This is a genomic window from Undibacterium cyanobacteriorum (assembly GCF_031326225.1).
GTDB classification, from domain to species: Bacteria; Pseudomonadota; Gammaproteobacteria; order Burkholderiales; family Burkholderiaceae_D; genus Undibacterium; species Undibacterium cyanobacteriorum.
This window is the reverse complement of record NZ_CP133720.1, coordinates 2749471-2771345: the sequence shown is the minus strand read 5'-3', so window position 1 is coordinate 2771345 and position 21875 is coordinate 2749471. Positions and strand designations below refer to the sequence as shown.

Here is a 21875-nt window from a genome sequence, read left to right as displayed (position 1 = left end):
CAATTTTTTAGGTATTTTTTGGTCGTGAATTTTTGACTGATGAGATGACGAGGTAAACCATGCGTCCGATTTTTTTATGTATGTTGATGGTAATGCCGCTCCTGGCTCAGGCGCAAACTCAGGGGCAAACTCAGGGACAGTCTCAGGGGCAAACTAAGGCCGCGACCAAAGCAAAAGCTAAAGCACCCACGCAAGCTGCGGTGGAACCGATTGGGGCGCATGTCGAAGTCAAACAAATGGCATCCGAGTATCTGAGAACCCACTCAAGTTTGATGAGCCCGAAGGTGCGGGTGAATGCCGAACAGACTTTTATCGGTGGCTTCAAGCAGGGCTATGGTGATGTGGGCGAGACCGATAATCTCAGCGCAGAATCAGCAGATCCTTTTGAGGCTGGCTATAAAGCTGGCGCGGAATTGTGGAAAAAATTTCCAGAGAAACGTGACTACATACTTGCGGGTTTCGGTTATACAAAATTGAGCACGAACGGTAAGTGGCAGCTTGGGTTTGAATCGAGCCTGTTGACCATGCAAAACGGCATGAGTTGTTGGTTGTCACCGATGGACAATGCCATTGAAGGCATCGCGACTCAAGGTGGTCGTGCGCAGCTTGAAACTATTTCAGTAGATGTCGAAGGCTACCTTAGCCCCGAGGGTAAGTATGGACGTTTAGGCACAGCACCATGTGAGATCATCGCGACTTCTGTGAAGCTGAGTAAGAAAGTCGAATGAGGTTTCTTGAGCCATCTGCTCTTCACGATAGAATAATTAGTCCTCGCCAAGAGCTTTAAAGCCATGAAGGTTCTTCGATTCAAGGCCCTTTCGATTCAAGGCTCTTTGGATTTACTTTTCTCGCGGTCTAAAGTGGCTGTAATCTGTTCTGCTTTTAACATCTCGGTATGCATTTGCTGTTCAAGCTCGACCGCTGCCTTGAGCTCGGGCGTGCTTGCTAATTGTTTCGCCCGTTCAAAGTCGTTTGCGTTCATCATGCCTTGCAATCGTTTGAACTCTGCGGTGTCTTGAATACGCTGCTGCGGTTTGAACTCTGCTACAGCGCTGGCACTTCCACTCGCACTCCCACTCGCACTCCCAATCGCTTCTTGCGCCGCGACACTGCCGGACCAGATGCGGGCAAAGTCAGCCATCTGTCCGCGTGCATCAATATTCGGAATGTGTTGTGCCACTTGAACCGCATGATGATTGACGCTACTTGTTTTGCTTGCCTGCACGCCGCCGTGATCGGCGATGGTCGCTTCGGGCTTGCTACAGGCACACATGGCTAAGGCGAGTAACAAGGCCGAGGCGTGTGCGAAATTTGTAAGAGCGGTTTTCATCTGCGGTTCCTCCACAAGAAATTATTGCAAGCGGCCAACCGCAATCACACGGCAACTATCGATGCTGTAGTACACAGAGGCCGAAGACATGGACCAGGTATAGCCCGTGATTTGACCAGTTTGCACATTTTTATACAGACGAATCGTGCCAGTGCCAGCGCCGCTGCCATTTTCACCGCGCGTGTCATTGTAAGTATTGCCGAGCGCATCGCTGGCTTGATGATTGCTGCTTGATGAATCCGAAATGCTCAATTCGTATTGTTCAGTGCCAGGAATGATCGGGGCGGTATCTACGCTGCGTTTTACCGCTGCAGACATCGCCATCATCATATGACCCGTGGAATCTTTGTTCGCGCATGGCAGATAGTTAATCGCTACTAAGTCACCACGTTGAATGTTTTGTGGTGTCATGATGCGCTGAAAGTGATTTTGCGCAATGATGGCATCGTAGTATTGGCTTGAGCTCGGGCTTGTCGAACCAAACCAATTTTTGTACGTAGTGTCGCTGATGTTATAGGCGGTTTTGATGACTCGGGTGACGAATGGTGAGCAAGTAGAACGGTTTTGGTAAATGCTCGCGCCGTTGACGCCAGCCCAAGTGACGATGGTGGGATTGCTATCGTAAACATTGTTGGCTGGTTGAACATAGGTGATCAATTGCTCTGCAAAATTTGCATGCGTTAAGTAGTTGTCTGCATGTGCTGCACTGGCAATGCCAAACGTGAGTGCAGATGTTGCGGCGGTAGTGATGATAGCTTTGATGAGGTGTTTCATTCAGTACTCCAAAATTCAAAAGATAAAAATGTGAAAATCCAAAATGTGGTCTAAATGGGGTCTTCTCGTGCATCGCTCGTTACCGCATCGATGATGATTCCGAATGTGTCGATGGTTGGTCTCGAGCATGGGCAAGAAGAACGTGCTAGTTGATTGCAAACTCTTGCTGAGTGTTGAATTGCAGCGCGTAGTGAAATCTTAAATTCCTAGCGGAAATGTTTCTGTGAGGAATTTATCGAATTAAATGTGAAATATTACCGAAATGGTGAAAATGGCAATATTGAGCAGGCGAGAGAGTGAACTTGAATTGGCTAGGGGCGGCGGAATGCAAAGGAGGGCGAGCTTGCTGATGGTAGTCTCAATCCTCTTACAAAATGCTTCGCCTTCATATTACCAAGCGGCTGGCAGCGCGCGTTTGAGGATGATGTGGCGACGTGAGCATTCGATATAGCCGCCAGCGCTGAGGTCTTTCAAAATCTTACTGACCATTTCGCGAGAGCAGCCAATTCGGTTTGCCATGTCTTGTTGTGTGGGAGGGGCTTCGATGATGTGATCGACCGCCAGTTCATTGAGTAAGGCAGCGAGGCGCCCGTACACATCCAGCAAGGCCATGCCTTTGAAGTTTTTGGTGACGACTCGGGTGCGACGCATCAATTTGGTCAGCATGGCGAATACAAAATCTGGATGGCCGCCTAGGAAGTCCTTGAAGTCTTCAATACGAACGATCGCCAAAGTTAATGGCTCGAGCGCCATAATCGACGCAGATCGATAGGCTTCTTCAATCGCCATCTCACCAAAGAAATCGTTGGCTCTGGTGACGGCGACCGTGATTTCATTGCCGTTTTCGTCAGACAGATACACTTTCACGCTACCCGATACAATGAAGTACACACTATGCGCCTGATCGCCTTCATTGACGATGATGGCATTGCGGGGAAACTTACGTACCGTAGCGATCGCCATGAGCGCATCGACACCAGCTTGATCAAGACCTTCAATAGTGAGTGTGCTCATGGTGTCTCTTAGTGTCTCTTAGTTTCTCTAAGTGTTTCTTAGTGACTTGTTATGCTTCGACGTAAATCATTGAATGAAAATGCAAACTAAGAACGATAGGGAACGCGGCGTTTGAAATCATTTTCGTGAGTGCTAAGTATTTTCGCGAATGCGACCAAACTAGGCAAGTGATATTTAGAGCGTGGCGTCGAGGTTTGTGGAACACCACAGCCGATACCTTCGCCTATCGTTCGGCATTAATGTGCTAGAGTTGCGCGCAGATGATTTGCCACGGTTCGTGATGAAATGAGCGTCGAGCTCGATGGTGAGAGAGAATGCGTTTTTCAGTGAAGGTGAGTGTATGAGTTTTGAACAGATGATTGCGCAAGCGCGATTGCAAAGTGAAGTCGAGGTATTGGAAGGCTGGGGGCAGGGCCGCGCCTTGTTTGGTGGCTTGCTCGGGGCGATGGTATTGGCCCATCTCGAAGGGAAAATGCAGGATCGAGCAAGTGCGAGTGCAACACAGTTGGGCCCTGTGATACGGGCACTGACGATCTCGTTTGTGGCTCCCGTGGAAGTTGGCCAACTTGAGATTCAAAGTGAGGTATTGCGAGCTGGTAAGTCGGTTATTCAAATGCAGTGCACCATGCGTCAACACGGTCAAGTGGTGCTGAGTGCGCTGGCAAGTTTTGGCATGGCACGTAGTTCGAGCGTGGTGGTGGAGTCGTGGAAAGCGCCTGATATCGGTGCACCTGGCAGTGGTCAAGCCATTCCTTATTTCGAAGGCATCGTGCCGGAATTCACGCGCAAGATCGATTTCCGTATTACCGGCTGTGATTTGCCATTTAGTGGTTCTAGCCGCTCCCATATGGATGGGTGGATGCGCTGGAATGCACGCGCTGGAGTTACGACGGAAAAAGCGCGCTTACTCGATTTAGTGGCCTTGATTGATGCTTGGCCACCAGCGATTTTACAAATGTTGAAGCAGCCTAATCCCGCCAGTAGTTTGACTTGGACTTTGGAGTTCCCCGCGATTGATGACGCCGTTTTAAGTGAAGCCGCCAATCCATGGTGGCAATATCGAGCTCAAACTGAGAGCGCAAGAAATGGTTATGGCCATATCGCCGCACATATTTGGGACGAGAGCGGTCGACTCGTGGCGATTAGTCGGCAGACAGTGACGGTGTTTGGGTAAAATTTCGCCACGCATCGATACTATTTTCTGATGCGATTTTCTGATGCGATTTTCTGATGCTATTTTCTTGTGCGCTTCTTTTGATTGGAAATCTCTTTGTACTCACATCAAATTTCAAACGAAATGCAAGGTCGGCTGCAGGCTGAATTGAAGCCTGGTGAATTTGTGAAATGGGTCGGGCAGCCGGAACCGTCTCGCTATGCGCGACAATCCATGGTTATTTGGGTTTTCTTTATTCCGTGGACCGCCTTCGCGATCTTTTGGATGGCCGCCGCATCGGGATTTCGTTTCCCTAACTTCCATAGCGGCTGGGATGCTTTTCCACTTTTTGGCTTGCCTTTTGTTTTGGTTGGTCTCGCTGGATTGAGTTCACCCATTTGGATGCGAATGCGCGCGCAGTACATTCTGTACGCTATCACCGATCAACGTGCATTGAGTATTTCTGGGAAGACGACGATCAAGGTAATGACCTATCTGCCCAAGGATCTGGGTACGATAGAGCGGGTTGAGCGTGCTGATGGTTATGGTAATTTGATCCTGCAGTCCAGTGTCTACCACGATAGTGATGGCGATAGACGCACCAAAATGCAGGGTTTTATGGCGATTGCGGACGTGCGCAAGGTACAGACTTTACTTGAAGAGATGCTTCAATCAAATGCGCCTAAACAGTAAAATGAGTACCTTGGAATAGTTTGAATTGGCACCGCAGTGACATGTCGATCGGTGTGCGTGAGCTACCTCACACAAAGCTACCTCACACCAAGCAATTCATCCAGTAGGAAAAACAAGGAGAGCAAAATGTTAAAGAAGAAAATGATGTCTAGTGTCTTGTTAAGTTTGTTCACCGCTGCGATGCTGGCAACACCTCTGGCGCATGCCAGCTTAGATGATTTCTTGAGTCGTGTGAACGTTCAAGCGAGAGCGGATATGAATGGCTTCGCGGTGCAAGTCAGCGCACAATTCGGTGTGCCAGAGGCGCAAGTCCGGGTGGTACTCGGAAAAACAAATTCTGCTGCCGATGCATTTATGATTTTTCAACTTGGTCAATGGTCCCGCCAGCCTATTGATAATGTCTATTCCATTTATCAAAAAGGAAAAGGTCTAGGGTGGGGAGCCTTAGCGCAAGAGTTAGGAATCAAACTTGGATCGGCCGAGTTTCATGCGCTCAAACGCGGTGATTTACAGTTCCGTGGTTTGGGGCAAGAGCAGCAGGGCCAAGGCAATGGCAATGGGAATGGTAACGGCAACGGCAATGGCCATGGTCGTGGGAAAAATAAGAACCACGATTAGTGCTTGAGATACAAGCAAAGCGCTCGCTTTGTGATGGCAAAGTGAGCGAAGGGGGCTTGAATGAGTCGCTCCCTTTAAACTTCCGCAGGTTCGCCTGCCGCAGTATCGACTGCCGCAGGTTCGCCTGCCGTAGTATCGACTGCCGCAATTTTTTCCTCTTCACATCGTCCTCGCCCTCGTAAATCATAGCGCCTGCCACATTCGTGCATTTCATGATGTCGTAAATTGGTATCAGCTTCTTGCGCTTTCTTGAGACTTCATAGACACTTCAGCGGTCGTAAATTTTCATGGAGTTTTTGCTATGGCGGACAACGATAGCTTGGCGCAAAGCCAACTGCGTCCGGGATCGGGTGCGATCGATTTCGGTACCCATCGTTACAAGGCAAGTTTGGCCAAAAGTGCGCCCGCCTCTTATGTGCTCAGTAGTGATAAGCGTTGTATGCTAGGCATTTCCTTGGGTACCCATAATCTAGAAGGTGCACGCCTAGAGGCTTGCCTAGAATGGATTAGTGCTGAGTACGATGAATGTGCAGTCGTCATTGGCGACCAAGTGTATCGATTGACACTAGAGTTATTGCATCAGCTGCCACCCGAACAGGCACTACAACAAGCCTTGCTGGCAGGACAGGAATTCGAAGCGGCCTATGCGCCCTTGTTCCGTCAATACGCACACGCTTGTAAATTCCATTTTCTACCCCTTTCGGCGATCGCTAACGATGCGTCCTTTCCCATTCATCTCGCTGCGTTAGACAACTTGTACGCGAACAGCAAAGATTTTCAAGAATCCGTCGAAGGCTTTGCACGTGCTTACCTCGGACGCGGTGATAAGTTGGAAGGGCAAGGGCAGGAGTCAAATTCAACACCTGAAGCGATTATGTGTCGTCGTTATTTGATCGAAGAATCCGCCTTGTTCGCCTGTTTGCGTGAGCGCGATTGGCCGGTGTTGGTGTATCCCGGTTCGATTGATTCTATTGTTGATCTGTGTTCCGGCAAGTTTGGCGGTGCACCAGAACCGCTGACACGCCTAGCCTTTGTCGCGCTGGATGTGAAACGTAAAGGTCTCTTCTTCGCTGACGGTGCTAGCAAAGTGATTAAGGCTGGTGCGAGCACGGCTTTGGAAACGAAAGTCGAGCGAAGCGAATTTTTGGCAGAGCTGTCTGATGAAGATTGGACTGCTCTATTGAAGGTCACAAAACTGAAAAAATTTGCACCACGAGAAGCGATTATTAAGAGTGGTGATGCCGATAAAAATTTGTATATCCTCACCGATGGTCGCGCCGACGTTTCTGTCTCGCGTGCCGATGGTACGAAGCAGCAGTTGGCCGTGCTCGAAGCGGGCACGGTGTTTGGTGAACAGAGCTTCCTCGATGGCTTGCCACGATCGGCAACGGTCACAGCAGTCAGTGAGTGCCAGTTACGGAGTTTGAGTAAAAAAGACTTTGGAGTATTGATCGAGAAACATCCAAAAATCGCATGTGCAGTTCTGGAAGATTTGGGACGCGTGTTAAGTTTGCGAACACGACAAATGCTGTTTGAAATGCAGCACATGCCCTAAACAAGTTTTTGCGGCATATCTTTTTCAAATGAGATCATTGATTTCTTGAATGGGATTGCGTAAGTGGGATTGACTAAGTGGGATTGCCTAAGTGGGATTGCGTAAGTGGGATTGTTTATGTGCCTAGTGTGACCAAAAGCCTAGTCAGATCTGCCATACTCCCTTAACATTCCTACTAAGATGTCTGCACCTGCTATGTGCAGGATGCTGAAACGAGTTAGAGGGATAAGTTCATGTTTGCCGCAATTGTGTTTACTGCTCTTAGTGTATTCGTCATTTTGTTTCAACTCGCCTTGGTGTTCGGTGCACCTTGGGGCGAGTGGACGCTAGGTGGAAAGTGGCGTGGCGCTTTACCGGCAAGGGTAAGACTAATTCCAGTAATTTCCATCTTCATTATTGCGTTCTTCGTGGGGATTGCCTTAGCCCGCGCTGGCGTTGCGATGCAGGCATGGTCGGAATGGTCGCAAAAAGGAATTTGGATCGTCGTCGCGTATTGTGCCTTGGGTGTGGTCGCGAATTCTGCGACACCAAGCAAACGCGAACGGCGTCTGTGGGTGCCAGTCCTTGTGGTGTTGTTAAGTTCAAGCCTGTATTTGGCATTGCAGACTTGAGTCTATGAAGAACTTTAAGAGGGGAAACGTATGAAACGAGTGACTGGAATCGGTGGGATCTTTTTCAAAGCCAAAGATGCACCTGCATTGCGCGCATGGTATCAACGTCATTTGGGTATCGATGTGCAAGTGTGGGGCGGCACAGCCTTTTCTTGGAGCGACGAGAATGGGCAAGCTTGCGGCGGCACGACGGTGTGGTCAATTGGTAGTGCTGAGACAGATCATTTTTCTCCAAGCCAAGCGCCTTTCATGATCAATTATCGAGTTGACGATTTGCATGCCTTGTTAGCGGCTCTGCGTGAAGAGGGGTGCGAAGTACTCGATAAAGTCGATGATTCCGAATACGGCAAATTCGGTTGGGTAATTGATCCCGAAGGAAATAAAATCGAGTTGTGGCAACCTCCCGCAGGTCAATAGTTAGCGGGTAACAGCTCATACGGGGCAGTAGATCCTGATGGCGACCTCTTTACATCCATGATTGCTGAAGCGCAGGTATGCACATTCGTCGTCAACTTAGCTTATTTGTACCGCCGCCTATGTGCGCTCAGCTTGATCAATGTCGGGCGATTCTTGATCCCGTTCAAGCCAACTTGATTGCTTCGCATGTGACTTTGTGCCGAGACGATGAGTTACTTGAGATGACAAGTATTGTGGAGCGTTTGCACCAACTTTCACGAAACGCGCATCAGGGAGTTTTTCCTTTGTCTTTACGTTTTGGCGCTGCGCGGCGTGGCGATGGGCATGGAATCTTTCTTGATTGTGTCGATGGCGAGGCAGCGTATCAGCGCTTACGACAACTCCTCTTATTACCACCATCAACACCAATATCGGCGCCACCTCAAGTGCGCCGTATGGCTCCACATATCACCTTGGCGCACCCTCGAAATCCGTGCACCGACGCCAATCAGAGTTTGGATTTTTCAACATTGCCACAACACTTTTCGATTGAATTTTCTAAGATAGCGTGGATAGAACAATATCCAAACTGTGCTTGGCAGGTGGTGCAGGAATTTCAATTGAATTGAGTTTGTTTGATTTGGTTTAGTTTAATACGGAAAGGCGATAGACAATTGATGTTCGAAGTAAAACCCGCAGTGAAACCCACAGAAAAACCCGAAGTGAGAGCATTTGAGGCTCCGTACACTGATTCTATCGGCGCGATGATCGTCTCGATACAAAGCGAAGAATATGGCATTCCAATCACCTTAGTCGACCAACCGGACCTGCAAAATATTGAACAGTTCTATCAAAACGGGGCAGGTAATTTTTGGTTTGCTGAGTATTGTGGTCAGGTCGTCGGCAGTATTGCTTTGCTCGATATTGGCCATCAACAAGCGGCTTTGCGCAAAATGTTTGTGGCAAAGGAATTTCGAGGAAGAGAGCATGGCGTTGCAGCGATGCTTTTGCAAACACTCATCGAATGGGCGCGCACGCATCAAATTGCCGAAATCTATTTGGGGACGACCGCCCAGTTCCTCGCCGCGCATCGATTTTATGAAAAACATGGTTTTATCGAAATCGGTCGGTCGACTTTGCCGAACGCATTTCCTGTCATGGCGATCGATTCGAAGTTTTATCGATACACTCTCTAGCATGGCGGTCCTATCGGTTCAAATTTCGAGTCAAAATCCTAGCCCAAAGAGTTTCCTGCAGCAAATGCAAGACTAGGCTAAACTGAAGCCAAACTGAGGTGTTTGGGCGTTCTCATCGTGCGCGTCATTGAATACATCTCCGACCCGAGAAAATACTCTGAATGAAAGGATAGGTTTATGCGCGCTTTATCTTTTTCGAAATGCTTCATGATGATGGCCTCTGTGATGTTGACAGGTATAAGTCTCACAGCAAACGCGCAATTGCTTTCATCTTCGACGACGCATGCCGCGGCTGAAGAAGCAGGTCAGCAAGGAAGTGGCTCGGATTGGGTACGCGGCCCCGAGGCATCTTTACCTTTGTGGGAGTTGGGGGTGTCTGGCTTCGCCCTCAGTCGTACGGCTTATCCAGGTTCTGATACCTACGTTAGTCGCGCCCTAATCGTGCCGCACTTTCTTTATCGTGGTGAGCACTTACGGGTTGAGCGCGGCGGCACCGGCTATAGAGCGGTCAAGACGCCGCGCTTTGAGTTTGATATTGGATTTTCTGGCACCTTAGGCTCGAGCTCGGACAAGGTGCTGGCGCGCCGTGGTATGGAAACGATCGGCCACATGGTTGAATTTGGGCCACGTTTGAATTGGAACTTGAATGAACCCAACGAGACGGAGCGCTGGCGCTTAGAGTTGCCATTGCGTGCAGTTTTTGATGTCAGTGATGGTTTCCGTCGACGTGGTTTTACATTTGAACCGGAGCTGAGCCATAGCCATCGTTTCGATTCTGGTTGGCGCTATTCCAGCGGCATTTCTGCGGTGTGGGGGAATAAGAGTTTTGCTGATGTGTTTTACACAGTGCGTCCCGATCAAGCACTGGCAGATCGGCCAGCCTATCAGGCCCAATCTGGGCTACTGACGTGGCGTTTGTCGAGCACGATTTCGAAACAATTTGATCGCGATTGGCGTTTCCTTGCTGGACTGCGAATCGAGACGGTCGAGGGTGCCGCCAATCAGGCTAGTCCATTGGTCAGAAAGAAAACTGCTCCATCGCTCGTACTTGGACTAACTTATACCTTCAAACAGTCGCAGCGCCGTTCTGACGAATAAGTAAGATTTTTCTAGGCTCACAATCGACTTGGATTGTGAGTACGTTTTCTTACCCATGCCTTGCTTTTGACTTCTTTGCCGCTCGGCTTCTACGTAGTTTGGACGCTTAATCACTTTCGAGCGTCCATTCATCCCAAGTAACTGAACACGATTTTTTGCTCGTGCATACTCTTGTCATCGTGATTGCAGTTTAGCGAATCACCTCGATCAGGAGTAAGCGAAATGCATTGGACTAAGACCTTCGACGAAGAGCGCCTTTGGATATTGTTGCGCTGTTTCCTGGCGCTGCTCGTCAGCGTTCATGGTTGGCATCGTCTATTCGATGGAACAGTATTGACGTTTGCGGAAAATATGCAAGGGCAGATCTTTGCCGGATATTTTCTCGTGTTGGTGTTGCAAGCGATGGAATTGTTTGGCAGCCTCTTACTCGCCTCAGGATTTTTTGTGAGCATCTTGAGCTATGGTTTTGCCATCATCTACACCTGCGCCATTTATTTTTATCACTCACGCTTCGGGTGGTTTCAAAGCGGCGGTATAGAAAATGGTGCTGAATATGCTGTCTGCCTAGTGATGTGCTTTCTCGCAATCGGATTGCGTTATCAGCCTAGTCGGATTTTTGCATGGCGGTCGTATTGGAGGCCACGTTTAGCTTCAAGCTTGGCTAAGCAAACACAGACAAGGGGCGTAGGGATTGATCATGCGCTTGCTGGTTTGAAGGGTGAAAGAAGTGTGGGCGGCGCTACAAAATTAGCCGTACTCAGTTGGCAGTTATTGCGTTGGACAGTGCTCATTTTGATAGCCATCCACGTAGTACATAGAGTCGTTACTGGCAGCGTGCAGGATATGGTGCTCTTAATGCCGAGTTTTCTTCCGCAGCCGACCTGGATCGCAATTGCAGCGACGATCTTGCAAGGACTTGCATTAACAACGATTGCATTAGGTCGTCATCAGCGTTGCGCATATTTCTGTTTGATTGCGTTGAACGTCCTCGCACTGGTCTTTCATCACGCACAGCAAGGGTGGATTGTGTCTGGGAGTGACAAAGATGGGATGGAATATGTCGCGTTATTAACAGTCATTTTGCTACTTTGCGGAATTGACCAAACTAGGCTCAAGAAACGCGTGAATGTAAATCCGACTATTGTGGTTGGCTCAGAGCTTGTTTGACTTTTGCGAGATGACGCTCGCTAATCGGTAAGCGAACTTGATTCTTTAAGACCGCCTCGTAACTATGATCGGCGAGCACTTGCAGCGAACTAATTTCATGTGTACGCACCAAGATGCTGCGGTGGGTTCTGATAAAGGCATGTGGGGCGAGATGTTTCTCAAGTTGCGACATCGATGCACGATACATCATGCGACCGTCGCGCAAGTGCAATAGCACATAGTTTCCTTGTGCCTCTACCCACACAATGTCTTTCACGGCGACGCGATCGATACGTCCGATAGAACGAATGCTGATGTGTTCCCAAAATGCTTTGCTGGGTTCGGTGCTTGGCTCGTCGTTCTTGTATTCATCCTGAAACATCTCACGCAGCGATTGTGCGAGATGGGCTTGCTGCTGAAAGTGCAGCATTTGTTCGGCGCGATCGATGGCTTGCCTGAGATGTACATCATTGATGGGCTTGAGCAAGTAGTCTAGCGCGTGGAGGCGGAAGGCTTCGATCGCATGTTCATCAAAAGCGGTGACGAAGACAATTAAGGGAGGCGTCTCTCTGCCCATCAATTCTCTCGCCAAGCTCAGCCCTGATTCGCGTGGCATTTGGATGTCGAGAAAAATCACGTCAGGCAGGTCTTGCGTCAAGATTTCTCGGGCTTGCGGCACCGATGAGGCAGTGCCAAGCGGTTGCCAATAAGACTGCTCAGTGATGGCTTGGCTGAGATTGCGTTGGCTCAGAATTTCATCGTCGACAATCAGATATCGAATGGGTTTAGACATTTTCTTTTGCGTCTGAATCTGAATTTGAATTCGAGGCTGAATTTGAAATTAAGTCAGCATCCACCACGGTCTCATCAGGATCATACGAAATCAGTGGAATGGTGAGGCACACTTGGAAATACTTCTCTTGCATTTCGACTTCGATATGGGCAGTCGATCCATACAGTGCCGCGAGTCTCTCCTGGGTTTGTACTAAGCCAAGACCTGTGCCGGGATTGCTCGCCACTTGATGGCCTCGAGTATTGTGTACGCACAGTCTGAGAGCGTTTGTGTTGGCAGATTCTATCGTACTGAAATGGATCGTGATGCGACCACATTCGTCGTGACAGTCTAAGTCATGGCGTAGCGCATTTTCAATCAGCGGTTGTAAGAGTAGAGGTGGGCATGCAATATGGGCGAAGCTGTCGAAGTGATCATCATAGCCCTCATACTGAAACTCAAGTCGATCACCGTAGCGCAATTTTTGTAGGCCAAGATAATCGCTGATAAAGCGCATTTCCTCGTCGAGCGTGACGAATTTTCGTTTACTTGCGAGCAAAGCGTAACGCAGTAATGCGCTGAGTTGATGGATGCCGTGCAAGGCGATGCTACTCTCTTTGAGTCTGACTAAAGCACTAATGGCATTCAATGCATTGAAGATAAAATGCGGCTCCAGCTGTTGTTGGAGAATAATGAGCCTTTGTTTTTCAAGCGCTAGTCGGAGTTCCAAATTACTTTGTTCAGTGCGCTGCAGTTGTATCACCCGGCTTTGACTGAGATGCCAAATGCGCACGGCAAGAGTTACGGCGAAGGTACCGCTAAACCATGCGAATTCGAGAAACCAAGTGAAGTTGTCATGATCGATGACTCCTTGAATCAGGCCCGCCAGTGAATGTTCGCCCGTTTTGCGCTGCCATGCCGGGATAGCAATGTACAGCATATGTAAAGGGAAAAAGAGACACGCCAATACCAAGTAGGTGCGGACGACACCGCGTGCATTCGCGAGCAAGCGGGGCCGCCAGAGTAAGCTAAGATAAAGAAGACTGCTGAGAATAAATAAGGGAAGGTGTCCATTCAACCATGCTAACCAAACCTCGACGAATGAGCGCGCGTGATGAGCTTGATTGGCGAAGCGGAGATTGTCTTGATAGTTGCCAGCCGCGCCTATGGTGCAAATGCTCAGCCAAATCAGTAAATTGATCGCGAGGACCTTCACGATCTTTGATGCAGTCACGCATTCCACGGTGAGCGAATCGAAGGTGTTTGACGATGTGGGTGATTGGGTAGAGTTCATCGTTTGAGTATAAATCATTTGCCCCGTGAATTTGTTGTGCGCTCTGAGTCTTAGTCACGCCTTTTTCCGCATTGATCACATAGTTGCTTCGTAACAGGGAGATACTTGTTTGGCAACGTCGATTTGATATGATCTGAAATGTGTCCCTTAGAATCGTTAAACGTATCGTCTATGAAGTGTTTGCTTACAGAGAGCGAATGTCATGCAATCTTATTGGATTTAATCTATCAGCATGACACCATGATGGCGGTGCTTGATCATGCCAAGAAATTGGATTTGTCGTCGTGGGCGATCGGTGCCGGTGCGATTCGTGCCTTGGTGTGGGATGAACTGCATGGTATGAAGGTGCCAAGCCACGTTCCTGATTGGGATCTTATCTATTATGATACGCCGAGTTCAAGCGACGATGATGCTGCGATACGAGCCCACATGCACGATGCGTTTCCTCAATTTGAATGGGATGTCGTGAATCAAGCCCACGTACATCGATGGCTAGCAGTACATTTGGGGCGTGCTATTTCTCCGTTTCCTGATTTGATAAGTGCGATAGCGTCGTGGCCTGAAATCGCAACCTGCGTGGGCGTGAGTTTGGAGGAGAGTGGTCAAGTGAAAATTCACGCTCCATACGGTTTGCAGGATTTGTTTTCTCTGTGTGTGCGACGTAATGTTGCCTGCCTTGATCGTGAAGCTTTCGCAATCAGGCGTCTCACGAAGCAATGGGAGCGGCGTTGGTCACAACTCGTGTGGCTCGATGATCTTTGAGGGGAAAGTATGTTCGTAGGTTCTCATGTTCATAAATACGATTGATCAAAATTGAATAAAATTGATAGCGAAAGAAGAGGTGGATGAAATGGCGATTCAAAGACTCAGTAAGCTCACAATCAGTCTGCATTGGATTATTGCGGCGACAATGATCGTGCTCTTGGCGGTAGGCATTTATATGGCGGAGACAGATGCTTGGGCTCTGTACCCTTGGCATAAGTCTTTCGGTATTTTGATTTTTCCGGTCGCCGTGGCGCGTGTACTGTGGCGTATCAAAGAAGGGTGGCCGGAGCCAGTCGGCGACTATCCAAGGTATGAGCAAATCTTAGCGAAGTTGACGCATTATGCTTTATTGCTCGGTACGCTCTTGATGCCGATTTCAGGCATGGTGTTTTCATCAATGAGCGGGCACGGCTTTGAATTATTTGGCATACCCTTAGCGGCAGCGCATCCTTCGCCAGACAAACCAGGCGAAGTAGTTCCGGTAAATGAAAGTTTGGCAGACTTCGCCCATGAGGCACACGAAGTGATAGGTTGGATTTTGATCCTCGCGATTGCTTTGCATGTGATCGGTGCGCTGAAGCATCATGTGATCGATAAAGATCAAACGCTCCAGCGTATGCGTGGGAAAATGGATTAAAGGCAAAAGGAGTGAAGGAGGAATGAAGTTCTTGGATTGATGGTTTGCCGAACTCACTTGGACTTGATTTCAATTCCCGCTATCACCGCCGGCAGTGAACACTGCCGGTTTTTTATTTGATCTAAGAAATGCAGCGTCGTGCTGATGATCAACTCTTTTTCTTGTTTGTCACGTGTCATACCACTAAAGCTCATGTGCGTTGCGCCATCGATCACAGCACTCCATTTGCAAGGAGGCTGCATGTCTTTGAAGGGATCTAAACGCGTCTCCCAGGCCAAGCCGCCAAGCTCGGTATCTTTGGTGCCTGTCATCGTCATGACGGGCTTGCTGATGCCAGACCACGCATGGCTGGGGAAAATGCTGCCGACACCTTGCGGCGACATGGCGACGTAAGCGTCGAAGGGGAGTGAAGGAGCTTGCAGTGCAAGCTTATTGTGCGCTCCGGCAAGCAACATGGTGGTGGCTGCCCCCATAGAATGTCCAATTAACACCGTGGTGTCTGTATGGCAGTGTTGACGCGCATAAGCCAATGCAGCTTCGATATCCATGAAGCGACCACGGTAGGCGCTGGCATCAGTAATTAGATTTGCCAAGCCGGCTTTGATGCCTTTGCCATTCATTTGTTGTCGCAGTGCTGGGATACCACTCTCTCGATGACCGGGAACGACGGTGAACCAGGCTTGTTCTTGTAGTGCTTTGGCGAGGTAACTGTAGCCCGATTCCGAGCCGCCCGCGCCGTGTGAAATGACGGCGATGCCTTTGCAGTTGGTGACTTGGTAAAGCGCGGCGCGGGTGTTTGCGCCATCGGCCCGGATCAAGTCTTGCACGTCTTGCGCGCTAATCTCAGCTCTGGCCTTGGCTCGTGTTTCTATTCTTGCCTCCAGCCTGGTCTGAGCGCTCAATTCAGAAATGTTCAACAAACCGATCAGTGAAGCAGCGACGCTGCGGTAAGTATGTGTTGATTTTAGAGGTGCCATCATTTTCTTCCTCATACTAGGTCTTCCTGAGATTTTGTTGACCCATTCTTTGAAATTGGGTCACGCGATCGTAGGTAAGTAGAAATAGAAGCAGGAACCTTGTCCTTCCTGTGATTCGAAGCCTACGCTGCCGCCCATGTGCTGCACCATTTCTTTGCAGATCGATAGCCCCAATCCTGTACCACCTTTTTTGCGTGTGTTGCTACCGTCAACTTGGGAGAACTTCTTGAAAATCTTATCTTGATACTGTTGCGGGATGCCGTCGCCATAATCACGTACCGAGATCCTGATGAAAGGCTTTCCATCTTGCTCGATCGGTTCACCTAAAATATCGATTCTGCCTTCGGGCTTGGAATACTTGGCAGCGTTGGATAAAAGGTTAGACATGATTTGTTGAAATCGTTGGGCATCGCAACGAACCGACAAAGCTGGGTCCGAGCGATAGTCAAAATGAACTTGATATTGCTTGGCATAACTTTGGTTGTTTTCCATTGCAGTGGCGATCAATGGGTCAAGCGCATGGTCGTCAATTGTGAACTCCATCTTGCCAGCAGCAAGTTTGTCCATATCGAGAATGTCGTTAATGATCAAAGCAAGGTGTTGGCCATTTTGTAGACCAATCCTCACCATCTTTTCGAGCCCCACCGGCAGTTTTCCGAATACGCCACCGTCGATTAACTTGAGAGATCCAATAATCGATGTCAGTGGCGTTCGCAATTCATGGCTGACAATCGAAACGAATTCACTCTGCATGATTTCTAGGCGTTTGCGGGCGCTGATATCGCGCACGACGACGATCAGTTCCACGTGATCTTTTCGTTCGGTGGCGGTAATGCTGACTTCGATATCGATCTTGTCGCCGTATTGATCGGTGATCTGGGTTTCGAAATTGAGCGGAGCAATTTGCCCTGGTCGTAGTAATGCGCAGCCCTCAAGAAAATGCTGAAGTTGCTCGTAGATTTGTGGCCGCTCGTGACATTGCAGACGATCGATAAAACTCTCTCGGACAAACTGGGTTTCCGGCATTTTCCAAATCGCTAAACCCGCAGGATTAATGGTCTTTACTTTGCCTTGTAAATCGATACTCATAATTCCGTCAGCGACATTATCCAAAATCGCCTGTGTATATTCGGCACTGTCTTGCAGACGCGCTTCCGCTGCGATACGAGCACTGATATCGATCACTTGCAAGATCCAATAAGACTGTACGAGTTTCTTGCTCTCGACCAGTGCGATACTAATAATGCAGTCAATTTGAGTTCCGTCTTTTCGATGCAAAGGTATTTCGTATTGCAAGCTCGACTCATCCTGTTGGCGCCAATGTTGTAGTAAGCGTTCGGTATGTAATTCTGCTGCGAGATCAACGCTGTTCGATTGTTGTAAATCGATTTCTTCAAATTGGAGTAATTGCAGCAATGTCGGATTCATGCGCAACCATTTTCCATCCATACCAAGTAAGGCCATGCCCTGTGGTGCCGTCGTGAAGGCACGCATGAATTGTTCACGACTCTCGCTGAGGGCGATGGTCGCCAGTTTTTGTTGTCGGTAGGAGCGCACAATTCTCAAGACCAGAACGGAGACGATGCCGCCCGTGATCCACCCTAATATCCTTAGCCCCCACAAATACCATTGATTCTCTAACGTATTGAGATATTGCGCTTGGAGTGCCAAGTCTCGACCAGGCACCTCAATGCGGAAAGAAAGTGCGTTGTTATCGTTGAAGTTGTTGGTGCTCCAAATTTGTTTGGCTGGCTTGTTGCCGTTCGCTGTTTCTTGGTCGATCAAAGCGACTGCGATATCTAAGTCTTTGGCTCGCAGTTCCGCCTTGGCAAAAACAGATTCCGCTTTGAGAACTGTGCTGACCAGGCCCCAATACTGGTCGCCGCTGAGGTACACGGGAACGCGATAGGCTAAACCAACTCCGCCTTGTTTGAGTTCGAAAGGGCCTGCTAAGGTCGGTTTGCGCTCGCGAATAATTTTTTCGACAGCCGGCCACTGACTGGGGTTATCCGGATAGTACAGCCCTATCGCTGACTCATTACCTTCAAGTGGCGCTACTAACTGGATACGGTTATCGGGCGCAATAGCGATATTACGAATGCTGGTCTCGGACTTTTGTAGATTTTGCATCCACGCTTGGATTTCTTGCTTGTCGTATTTCCCATTCTTGGCTTGAATGTAGGACACCATGCCCGTCGCCAAATGGATGCTGGAATTCAGTTCGGATTCAATTAAAACCCGGATCTCGCCCGTGTGGCTGAAGAGGGCTTGCTGACGCAGGGCGATTTGACGTTGGCGCTCTTCGAATACGACAAATTCTGTGACAACCAAGAATCCCATCAACATGAGAAAGGGCAGCCAGGTCGCTAACCAGCGCCATTTCAAAAAAGCTTCGGTTTCGATGTTGAGCTGTGGTTTATGCATGAGCGAAGATCAGAATGCGATAGAGAGATTCAATCACAAACCATGCAAACTGTCCGGATCGTGGCGCGTCTGCTGATCGACTTTGTTGTATTCAAGAACAAAGTTTATTGAATTTTAATGAAATGTAAGGAATTGATAAGACGAAGTGCAATCGATTAAACATCATTCGTGACCGTTTTTTCCGCTTTATGCCCGTCGTTTTGCGCTTTATCTCAAACTGAATGCAGCACTCTCCACGATTTCGTATCGTTCCACCATCGACCACTCATGGCACGAATACGAAGGAGATTCATATGTTAGAAATTAAAAATCTGGTCAAGCAATTTGGTCCTCAATTTAAAGCGGTGGATGATGTGAGTTTATCGTTGCAGCGTGGCGTGGTTGGCTTGATTGGCCACAATGGCGCAGGCAAAACGACCTTGATGCAAATGATTGCGACCTTGAGTAAACCGACTGGCGGCACCATTACTTTTCAAGGCGTTGATATCGTCAAACATCCTGATGCGATGCGCACCCGTCTTGGTTTTCTGCCGCAAGATTTTGGTGTTTATCCGAATTTAAGCGCTCTCGAATTAATGCAATATTTTGCTGGTCTGAAGGGCGTTAGAAATCCCGGTCGCATTCGTGATTTATTAGAGTTGGTGAATTTGAGCGAGCATGCGCATCGTAATGCGGCGCAGTTTTCTGGCGGTATGCGTCGTCGTTTAGGAATCGCTCAGGCACTCCTCAATGATCCCGATATTTTGGTGGTTGATGAGCCGACCGCAGGGTTGGATCCAGAAGAGCGCTTGCGCTTTAGGAATCTCTTGGCTGAATTGGGTAACGATAAGTTAGTCATCATGTCGACCCATATCGTTTCCGATGTTGAGAGTGTTGCCAGTGAGCTCGCCATTATGCGTAAAGGACGCCTGATTGGCTTTGATACGCCAGAAAATATGATCGCACAGGCACGTGGTCAAATTTGGACGGTTGATCTCGATGCCAAACAACTCGAATCCTTGAAAGCGGAAGTGAATGTGTTGCAGGCGATACGCCAAGGCGATCAATATCAAGTGCGTTTTGCGCACCCTCGATCACCTTTGGGGGCAGCACAAGCATGCGAGCCGAATCTGGAAGACGCTTTAATGGCGCAACGCTACTCTCTGCAGGAGGTCGCTCATGTCTGATCCAAGTCTGAATACTGCTTCCACTATGACACCAATCAAAGCATTCGAAAATACATGGTCGGTGTCGAATCATCTCAATCAAAATTCAGCTATGCGTGCGTATTGGCCAAGTATGAAAATCTTAATCGCCACGGAATTGCGTTTGCGCGCGCGACGTTGGACCACCTTGTTTGCACTGTTCTTGATGGTCATGATTAGTTGGAACATCATTTCTGATCCAGCTAGCGGGGTGTCGATGATGGTGATTAACCATCGTCGCACGCTCTATACCAGTTCGGCCTTAGCTCTCGGCAGTGCCTGCTTGTTCGGCATCATTATGCTATTTGCGGGCTTTTACTTATTGCGTGGTCGCGTCGCTGAGGATGTGCGAACCGGAATCGGAAGTTTGATTGGTAGTAGTCCGATTCCGAATTCGGTATTTCTCGTGAGTCGTTGGATTGCTGGCGTGGCTTACTTCATGCTCTTGGCCTACACCGGCATGTTCACCGTCATGGTCTTGCAGTTGGTGCGCGGTGAACCGGGACTGGAACTATGGCCATACTTACAGACCTACACCTTGGTTTATCTGCCCTTGGCTTGTTACGTCACCGGTATCGCGATTCTGTTTGACAGTGTGCCTTGGTTGATGGGCAAGCTTGGTGACTTTTTGTATTTCATCTTATGGGTTGCGCAGATGAGTTTGCTGACGAAGATTATTCATCCGAGTGGCTTGGCAGGCGAGCTGTTGTTCGTATTTGACTTTACCGGATTGATGACGGCGATTCTGAATATCCAATCGTACACCAGTACATCGAACTTTTCACTCGGTGGCAGCAGCTTTGATCCCGCCTTGGAGCCTTGGCGCCTTCCGAGCAACTTGTGGACTTTGAAATTGGCCTTATTGCGAGTTGGCTCAGCCTTGACAGCATTGCTGCCGTTTTGGATTGGCGTTCGTACTTTCCACCGCTATTCATCCGACAAGATTAAGCTTTCTCAAACACGTCGTCGTCGTAATCCAATCCAAATGCTGAACGATTGGACGCGTCCTTTATCGTTTATAGCGAAGCCCTTGATGAAGGTATCGGTGTACTTGCCAAATGCAATAGGCCAAGTGATCGCCGAAGTGGCTTTGAGTTTAATTTCAGCGCCCATACTGATGATCGCTTTAATCGCTTTGAATGTGTTGAGCTTGAGCGTGGGCTTGAAGGAATTGGTGGTCGTTCAAATTTTTGGTGTGCTTGCGTGGGGAATGCTGATTGCCGACATTAGCACCCGCGACTTCCAGTCTGGAATGGAAAGCCTCACTGGCGTGGCAAAAGGTGGAAGTACGCGGCGTCTGGTTCGTCACTACTGCGCCTGCGTTCTCTTGGCTTTCATGTTCGTCGGTGTATCAATGACACGCTTGGCTGCTAGTCAGTTCTTCTTTGTTGAAGTTATGGTATTGGCGATCTTCGCCGTAAGCGCGATGGCGACAGCATTGGGATGCCTCACTCGCAACGCCCGTCCTTTCTTAGCAGTCTTCTTGTTTTGGACTTATATCGCCAGTCAAGCGACGAAAATTGGTATCGTTGATTTATTTGGTTACAACCATTCGGCGACCATGTCCACGGTGAGTTTGTTGGCGGAGATGGGGGGCCTTTCCTTGTTAGCCTTGGTCGTCCATCATGTTTGGAAGTCGCGCAAAGCGTAAATAGCGATTCATTGATGCAATCACAAAGTGTGAGGTTTCAGTTCTCCAGATCTATTGCTTGATCGCTTAACAAGAAAGAGTGTTGTAAATAAGGAAGCGCTTTCAGCGCTTCCTGTCTTTTTTGCACTTATTTGCGGTTGTGCTGCGGAAGTCGTGGTAACGTTACGCAATATATTGCCTTGCGTAAAGTTTATTCTTAAGTAATGACTAATCCCGATTGACAGTATGGCCTTAGAGTTAAGACGTAGTCCTCGTATTAATGTCACATGGCGGGGCGCATTTCGCGCCGCCGATGGCTCTATTTTGCCGATTAAAGTCATCAATATTTCTGACTCGGGAATTTTGTTCCAATGCCCGCAGCCAGCGGCAATCACACGTGACTACCAAATGATGCTGGAAATTCCGCACATTGATCACATTCGTGAGATGTATAAGGTGCCGTGTAAGGTTCATGTCTTGCATTGCATTCTCAGTGGCGATTTTTTCCGTGTTGGCGTCAAGTTTGTTGAGATCTCAGAACTCCATCGAGACCTTCTTGCTGCGTGGGTTTCATTGACGAGTAAGTTGGACCCTTAGTTGCGGCGATT

General features: G+C 48.8%; 23 protein-coding genes and 1 pseudogene. 16 read left to right on the top strand and 8 right to left on the bottom strand.

Going from position 1 to position 21875, the window contains the following annotated elements; translation table 11 throughout:
* The first annotated feature begins 59 nt into the window (after positions 1-59).
* Complete coding sequence (locus RF679_RS11700) at positions 60-728, top strand: hypothetical protein (protein WP_309480811.1); 669 nt, start codon at positions 60-62, stop codon at positions 726-728.
* A 95-nt stretch (positions 729-823) separates the two neighbouring features.
* Here the strand turns inward: RF679_RS11700 and RF679_RS11695 are convergent, their stop codons facing one another.
* The 3 genes from RF679_RS11695 to RF679_RS11685 form a co-directional block, all read right to left on the bottom strand.
* Positions 824-1330 carry a hypothetical protein gene (locus tag RF679_RS11695; protein WP_309480810.1) on the bottom strand — a complete coding sequence of 169 codons (507 nt, stop codon included), beginning with the start codon at positions 1328-1330 and terminating at the stop codon, positions 824-826.
* Between the two features lie 21 nt (positions 1331-1351).
* On the bottom strand, positions 1352-2104 hold the full coding sequence (locus tag RF679_RS11690; protein ID WP_309480809.1) for a hypothetical protein: 753 nt from the start codon (positions 2102-2104) through the stop codon (positions 1352-1354).
* Between the two features lie 390 nt (positions 2105-2494).
* The gene (locus tag RF679_RS11685) at positions 2495-3118 is read right to left on the bottom strand and encodes a Crp/Fnr family transcriptional regulator (protein ID WP_309480808.1); all 624 of its coding nucleotides are present in this window, start codon (positions 3116-3118) and stop codon (positions 2495-2497) included.
* Positions 3119-3458: 340 nt separating this feature from the next.
* Here RF679_RS11685 and RF679_RS11680 point away from each other — a divergent pair, with 340 nt between their 5' ends.
* The 3 genes from RF679_RS11680 to RF679_RS11670 all read left to right on the top strand — a co-directional run bounded on the left by RF679_RS11680 (position 3459) and on the right by RF679_RS11670 (position 5582).
* Positions 3459-4292, top strand: coding sequence for an acyl-CoA thioesterase (locus RF679_RS11680; protein WP_309480807.1), 834 nt, complete (start codon positions 3459-3461; stop codon positions 4290-4292).
* A 96-nt stretch (positions 4293-4388) separates the two neighbouring features.
* Positions 4389-4964, top strand: coding sequence for a hypothetical protein (locus RF679_RS11675; RefSeq protein ID WP_309480806.1), 576 nt, complete (start codon positions 4389-4391; stop codon positions 4962-4964).
* Between the two features lie 126 nt (positions 4965-5090).
* On the top strand, positions 5091-5582 hold the full coding sequence (locus RF679_RS11670) for a hypothetical protein (protein ID WP_309480805.1): 492 nt from the start codon (positions 5091-5093) through the stop codon (positions 5580-5582).
* Positions 5583-5694: 112 nt separating this feature from the next.
* On the opposite strand, the pseudogene RF679_RS18915 reads toward RF679_RS11670, so the two are convergent.
* Positions 5695-5769, bottom strand: a pseudogene (locus RF679_RS18915) (hypothetical protein); the annotation flags it as partial.
* 114 nt (positions 5770-5883) lie between these two features.
* Between RF679_RS18915 and RF679_RS11665 the strand changes: the two are divergent.
* The 7 genes from RF679_RS11665 (at position 5884) to RF679_RS11635 (ending at position 11605) form a co-directional block, all read left to right on the top strand.
* Positions 5884-7137 carry a tRNA-dependent cyclodipeptide synthase gene (locus tag RF679_RS11665; RefSeq protein ID WP_309480804.1) on the top strand — a complete coding sequence of 418 codons (1254 nt, stop codon included), beginning with the start codon at positions 5884-5886 and terminating at the stop codon, positions 7135-7137.
* A gap of 233 nt (positions 7138-7370) precedes the next feature.
* On the top strand, positions 7371-7748 hold the full coding sequence (locus RF679_RS11660; RefSeq protein ID WP_309480803.1) for a hypothetical protein: 378 nt from the start codon (positions 7371-7373) through the stop codon (positions 7746-7748).
* A 30-nt stretch (positions 7749-7778) separates the two neighbouring features.
* Positions 7779-8165, top strand: a complete 387-nt coding sequence (locus tag RF679_RS11655) for a VOC family protein (RefSeq protein WP_309480802.1) — start codon at positions 7779-7781, stop codon at positions 8163-8165.
* Between the two features lie 77 nt (positions 8166-8242).
* Positions 8243-8773: a 2'-5' RNA ligase family protein gene (locus RF679_RS11650; RefSeq protein WP_309480801.1), complete on the top strand. Its 531-nt coding sequence runs from the start codon at positions 8243-8245 to the stop codon at positions 8771-8773.
* 48 nt (positions 8774-8821) lie between these two features.
* Positions 8822-9340, top strand: coding sequence for a GNAT family N-acetyltransferase (locus RF679_RS11645; RefSeq protein WP_309480800.1), 519 nt, complete (start codon positions 8822-8824; stop codon positions 9338-9340).
* 207 nt (positions 9341-9547) lie between these two features.
* Positions 9548-10438, top strand: coding sequence for a MipA/OmpV family protein (locus tag RF679_RS11640; RefSeq protein WP_309480799.1), 891 nt, complete (start codon positions 9548-9550; stop codon positions 10436-10438).
* A 222-nt stretch (positions 10439-10660) separates the two neighbouring features.
* The gene (locus RF679_RS11635; protein WP_309480798.1) at positions 10661-11605 is read left to right on the top strand and encodes a DoxX family protein; all 945 of its coding nucleotides are present in this window, start codon (positions 10661-10663) and stop codon (positions 11603-11605) included.
* Here the strand turns inward: RF679_RS11635 and RF679_RS11630 are convergent.
* Positions 11577-12377 carry a LytR/AlgR family response regulator transcription factor gene (locus tag RF679_RS11630; RefSeq protein ID WP_309480797.1) on the bottom strand — a complete coding sequence of 267 codons (801 nt, stop codon included), beginning with the start codon at positions 12375-12377 and terminating at the stop codon, positions 11577-11579. The two genes, RF679_RS11635 and RF679_RS11630, sit on opposite strands and share 29 nt — an antisense overlap.
* Positions 12370-13590 carry a sensor histidine kinase gene (locus RF679_RS11625; RefSeq protein WP_309480796.1) on the bottom strand — a complete coding sequence of 407 codons (1221 nt, stop codon included), beginning with the start codon at positions 13588-13590 and terminating at the stop codon, positions 12370-12372. Before RF679_RS11625 ends, RF679_RS11630 begins: the two co-directional genes overlap by 8 nt.
* 231 nt (positions 13591-13821) lie before the next feature.
* On the opposite strand from RF679_RS11625, the gene RF679_RS11620 reads away from it, so the two are divergent.
* Complete coding sequence (locus tag RF679_RS11620) at positions 13822-14412, top strand: nucleotidyltransferase family protein (protein ID WP_309480795.1); 591 nt, start codon at positions 13822-13824, stop codon at positions 14410-14412.
* A gap of 88 nt (positions 14413-14500) precedes the next feature.
* Positions 14501-15052, top strand: coding sequence for a cytochrome b (locus tag RF679_RS11615; protein ID WP_309480794.1), 552 nt, complete (start codon positions 14501-14503; stop codon positions 15050-15052).
* 53 nt (positions 15053-15105) lie between these two features.
* On the opposite strand, the gene RF679_RS11610 is transcribed toward RF679_RS11615, so the two are convergent.
* Both RF679_RS11610 and RF679_RS11605 read right to left on the bottom strand, forming a co-directional pair.
* Positions 15106-16032 (bottom strand): alpha/beta hydrolase family protein, encoded by a 927-nt coding sequence (locus RF679_RS11610; protein ID WP_309480793.1) that lies wholly within the window; start codon positions 16030-16032, stop codon positions 15106-15108.
* Between the two features lie 57 nt (positions 16033-16089).
* Positions 16090-18453 (bottom strand): ATP-binding protein, encoded by a 2364-nt coding sequence (locus tag RF679_RS11605; protein ID WP_309480792.1) that lies wholly within the window; start codon positions 18451-18453, stop codon positions 16090-16092.
* 293 nt (positions 18454-18746) lie between these two features.
* Between RF679_RS11605 and RF679_RS11600 the strand changes: the two genes are divergently transcribed.
* The 3 genes from RF679_RS11600 to RF679_RS11590 all read left to right on the top strand — a co-directional run bounded on the left by RF679_RS11600 (position 18747) and on the right by RF679_RS11590 (position 21864).
* Positions 18747-19619, top strand: coding sequence for an ABC transporter ATP-binding protein (locus tag RF679_RS11600; protein WP_309480791.1), 873 nt, complete (start codon positions 18747-18749; stop codon positions 19617-19619).
* Positions 19612-21288, top strand: a complete 1677-nt coding sequence (locus tag RF679_RS11595) for a hypothetical protein (protein WP_309480790.1) — start codon at positions 19612-19614, stop codon at positions 21286-21288. The genes RF679_RS11600 and RF679_RS11595 overlap by 8 nt, the downstream gene beginning before the upstream one ends.
* Positions 21289-21513: 225 nt before the next feature.
* A complete protein-coding gene (locus RF679_RS11590) occupies positions 21514-21864 on the top strand; it encodes a PilZ domain-containing protein (protein WP_309480789.1) in 351 nt (116 codons plus the stop codon).
* Positions 21865-21875: the final 11 nt, after the last annotated feature.

Excerpts from the sequence above, each read along its gene's own strand:
- RF679_RS11700 (WP_309480811.1), top strand. The coding sequence starts at position 60 with ATGCGTCCGATTTTTTTATGTATGTTGATGGTAATGCCGCTCCTGGCT.
- RF679_RS11695 (WP_309480810.1), bottom strand. The coding sequence starts at position 1,330 with ATGAAAACCGCTCTTACAAATTTCGCACACGCCTCGGCCTTGTTACTC.
- RF679_RS11690 (WP_309480809.1), bottom strand. The coding sequence starts at position 2,104 with ATGAAACACCTCATCAAAGCTATCATCACTACCGCCGCAACATCTGCA.
- RF679_RS11685 (WP_309480808.1), bottom strand. The coding sequence starts at position 3,118 with ATGAGCACACTCACTATTGAAGGTCTTGATCAAGCTGGTGTCGATGCG.
- RF679_RS11680 (WP_309480807.1), top strand. The coding sequence starts at position 3,459 with ATGAGTTTTGAACAGATGATTGCGCAAGCGCGATTGCAAAGTGAAGTC.
- RF679_RS11670 (WP_309480805.1), top strand. The coding sequence starts at position 5,091 with ATGTTAAAGAAGAAAATGATGTCTAGTGTCTTGTTAAGTTTGTTCACC.
- RF679_RS11665 (WP_309480804.1), top strand. The coding sequence starts at position 5,884 with ATGGCGGACAACGATAGCTTGGCGCAAAGCCAACTGCGTCCGGGATCG.
- RF679_RS11660 (WP_309480803.1), top strand. The coding sequence starts at position 7,371 with ATGTTTGCCGCAATTGTGTTTACTGCTCTTAGTGTATTCGTCATTTTG.
- RF679_RS11655 (WP_309480802.1), top strand. The coding sequence starts at position 7,779 with ATGAAACGAGTGACTGGAATCGGTGGGATCTTTTTCAAAGCCAAAGAT.
- RF679_RS11650 (WP_309480801.1), top strand. The coding sequence starts at position 8,243 with ATGCACATTCGTCGTCAACTTAGCTTATTTGTACCGCCGCCTATGTGC.
- RF679_RS11645 (WP_309480800.1), top strand. The coding sequence starts at position 8,822 with ATGTTCGAAGTAAAACCCGCAGTGAAACCCACAGAAAAACCCGAAGTG.
- RF679_RS11640 (WP_309480799.1), top strand. The coding sequence starts at position 9,548 with ATGATGATGGCCTCTGTGATGTTGACAGGTATAAGTCTCACAGCAAAC.
- RF679_RS11635 (WP_309480798.1), top strand. The coding sequence starts at position 10,661 with ATGCATTGGACTAAGACCTTCGACGAAGAGCGCCTTTGGATATTGTTG.
- RF679_RS11630 (WP_309480797.1), bottom strand. The coding sequence starts at position 12,377 with ATGTCTAAACCCATTCGATATCTGATTGTCGACGATGAAATTCTGAGC.
- RF679_RS11620 (WP_309480795.1), top strand. The coding sequence starts at position 13,822 with ATGAAGTGTTTGCTTACAGAGAGCGAATGTCATGCAATCTTATTGGAT.
- RF679_RS11615 (WP_309480794.1), top strand. The coding sequence starts at position 14,501 with ATGGCGATTCAAAGACTCAGTAAGCTCACAATCAGTCTGCATTGGATT.
- RF679_RS11610 (WP_309480793.1), bottom strand. The coding sequence starts at position 16,032 with ATGATGGCACCTCTAAAATCAACACATACTTACCGCAGCGTCGCTGCT.
- RF679_RS11605 (WP_309480792.1), bottom strand. The coding sequence starts at position 18,453 with ATGCATAAACCACAGCTCAACATCGAAACCGAAGCTTTTTTGAAATGG.
- RF679_RS11600 (WP_309480791.1), top strand. The coding sequence starts at position 18,747 with ATGTTAGAAATTAAAAATCTGGTCAAGCAATTTGGTCCTCAATTTAAA.
- RF679_RS11595 (WP_309480790.1), top strand. The coding sequence starts at position 19,612 with ATGTCTGATCCAAGTCTGAATACTGCTTCCACTATGACACCAATCAAA.
- RF679_RS11590 (WP_309480789.1), top strand. The coding sequence starts at position 21,514 with ATGGCCTTAGAGTTAAGACGTAGTCCTCGTATTAATGTCACATGGCGG.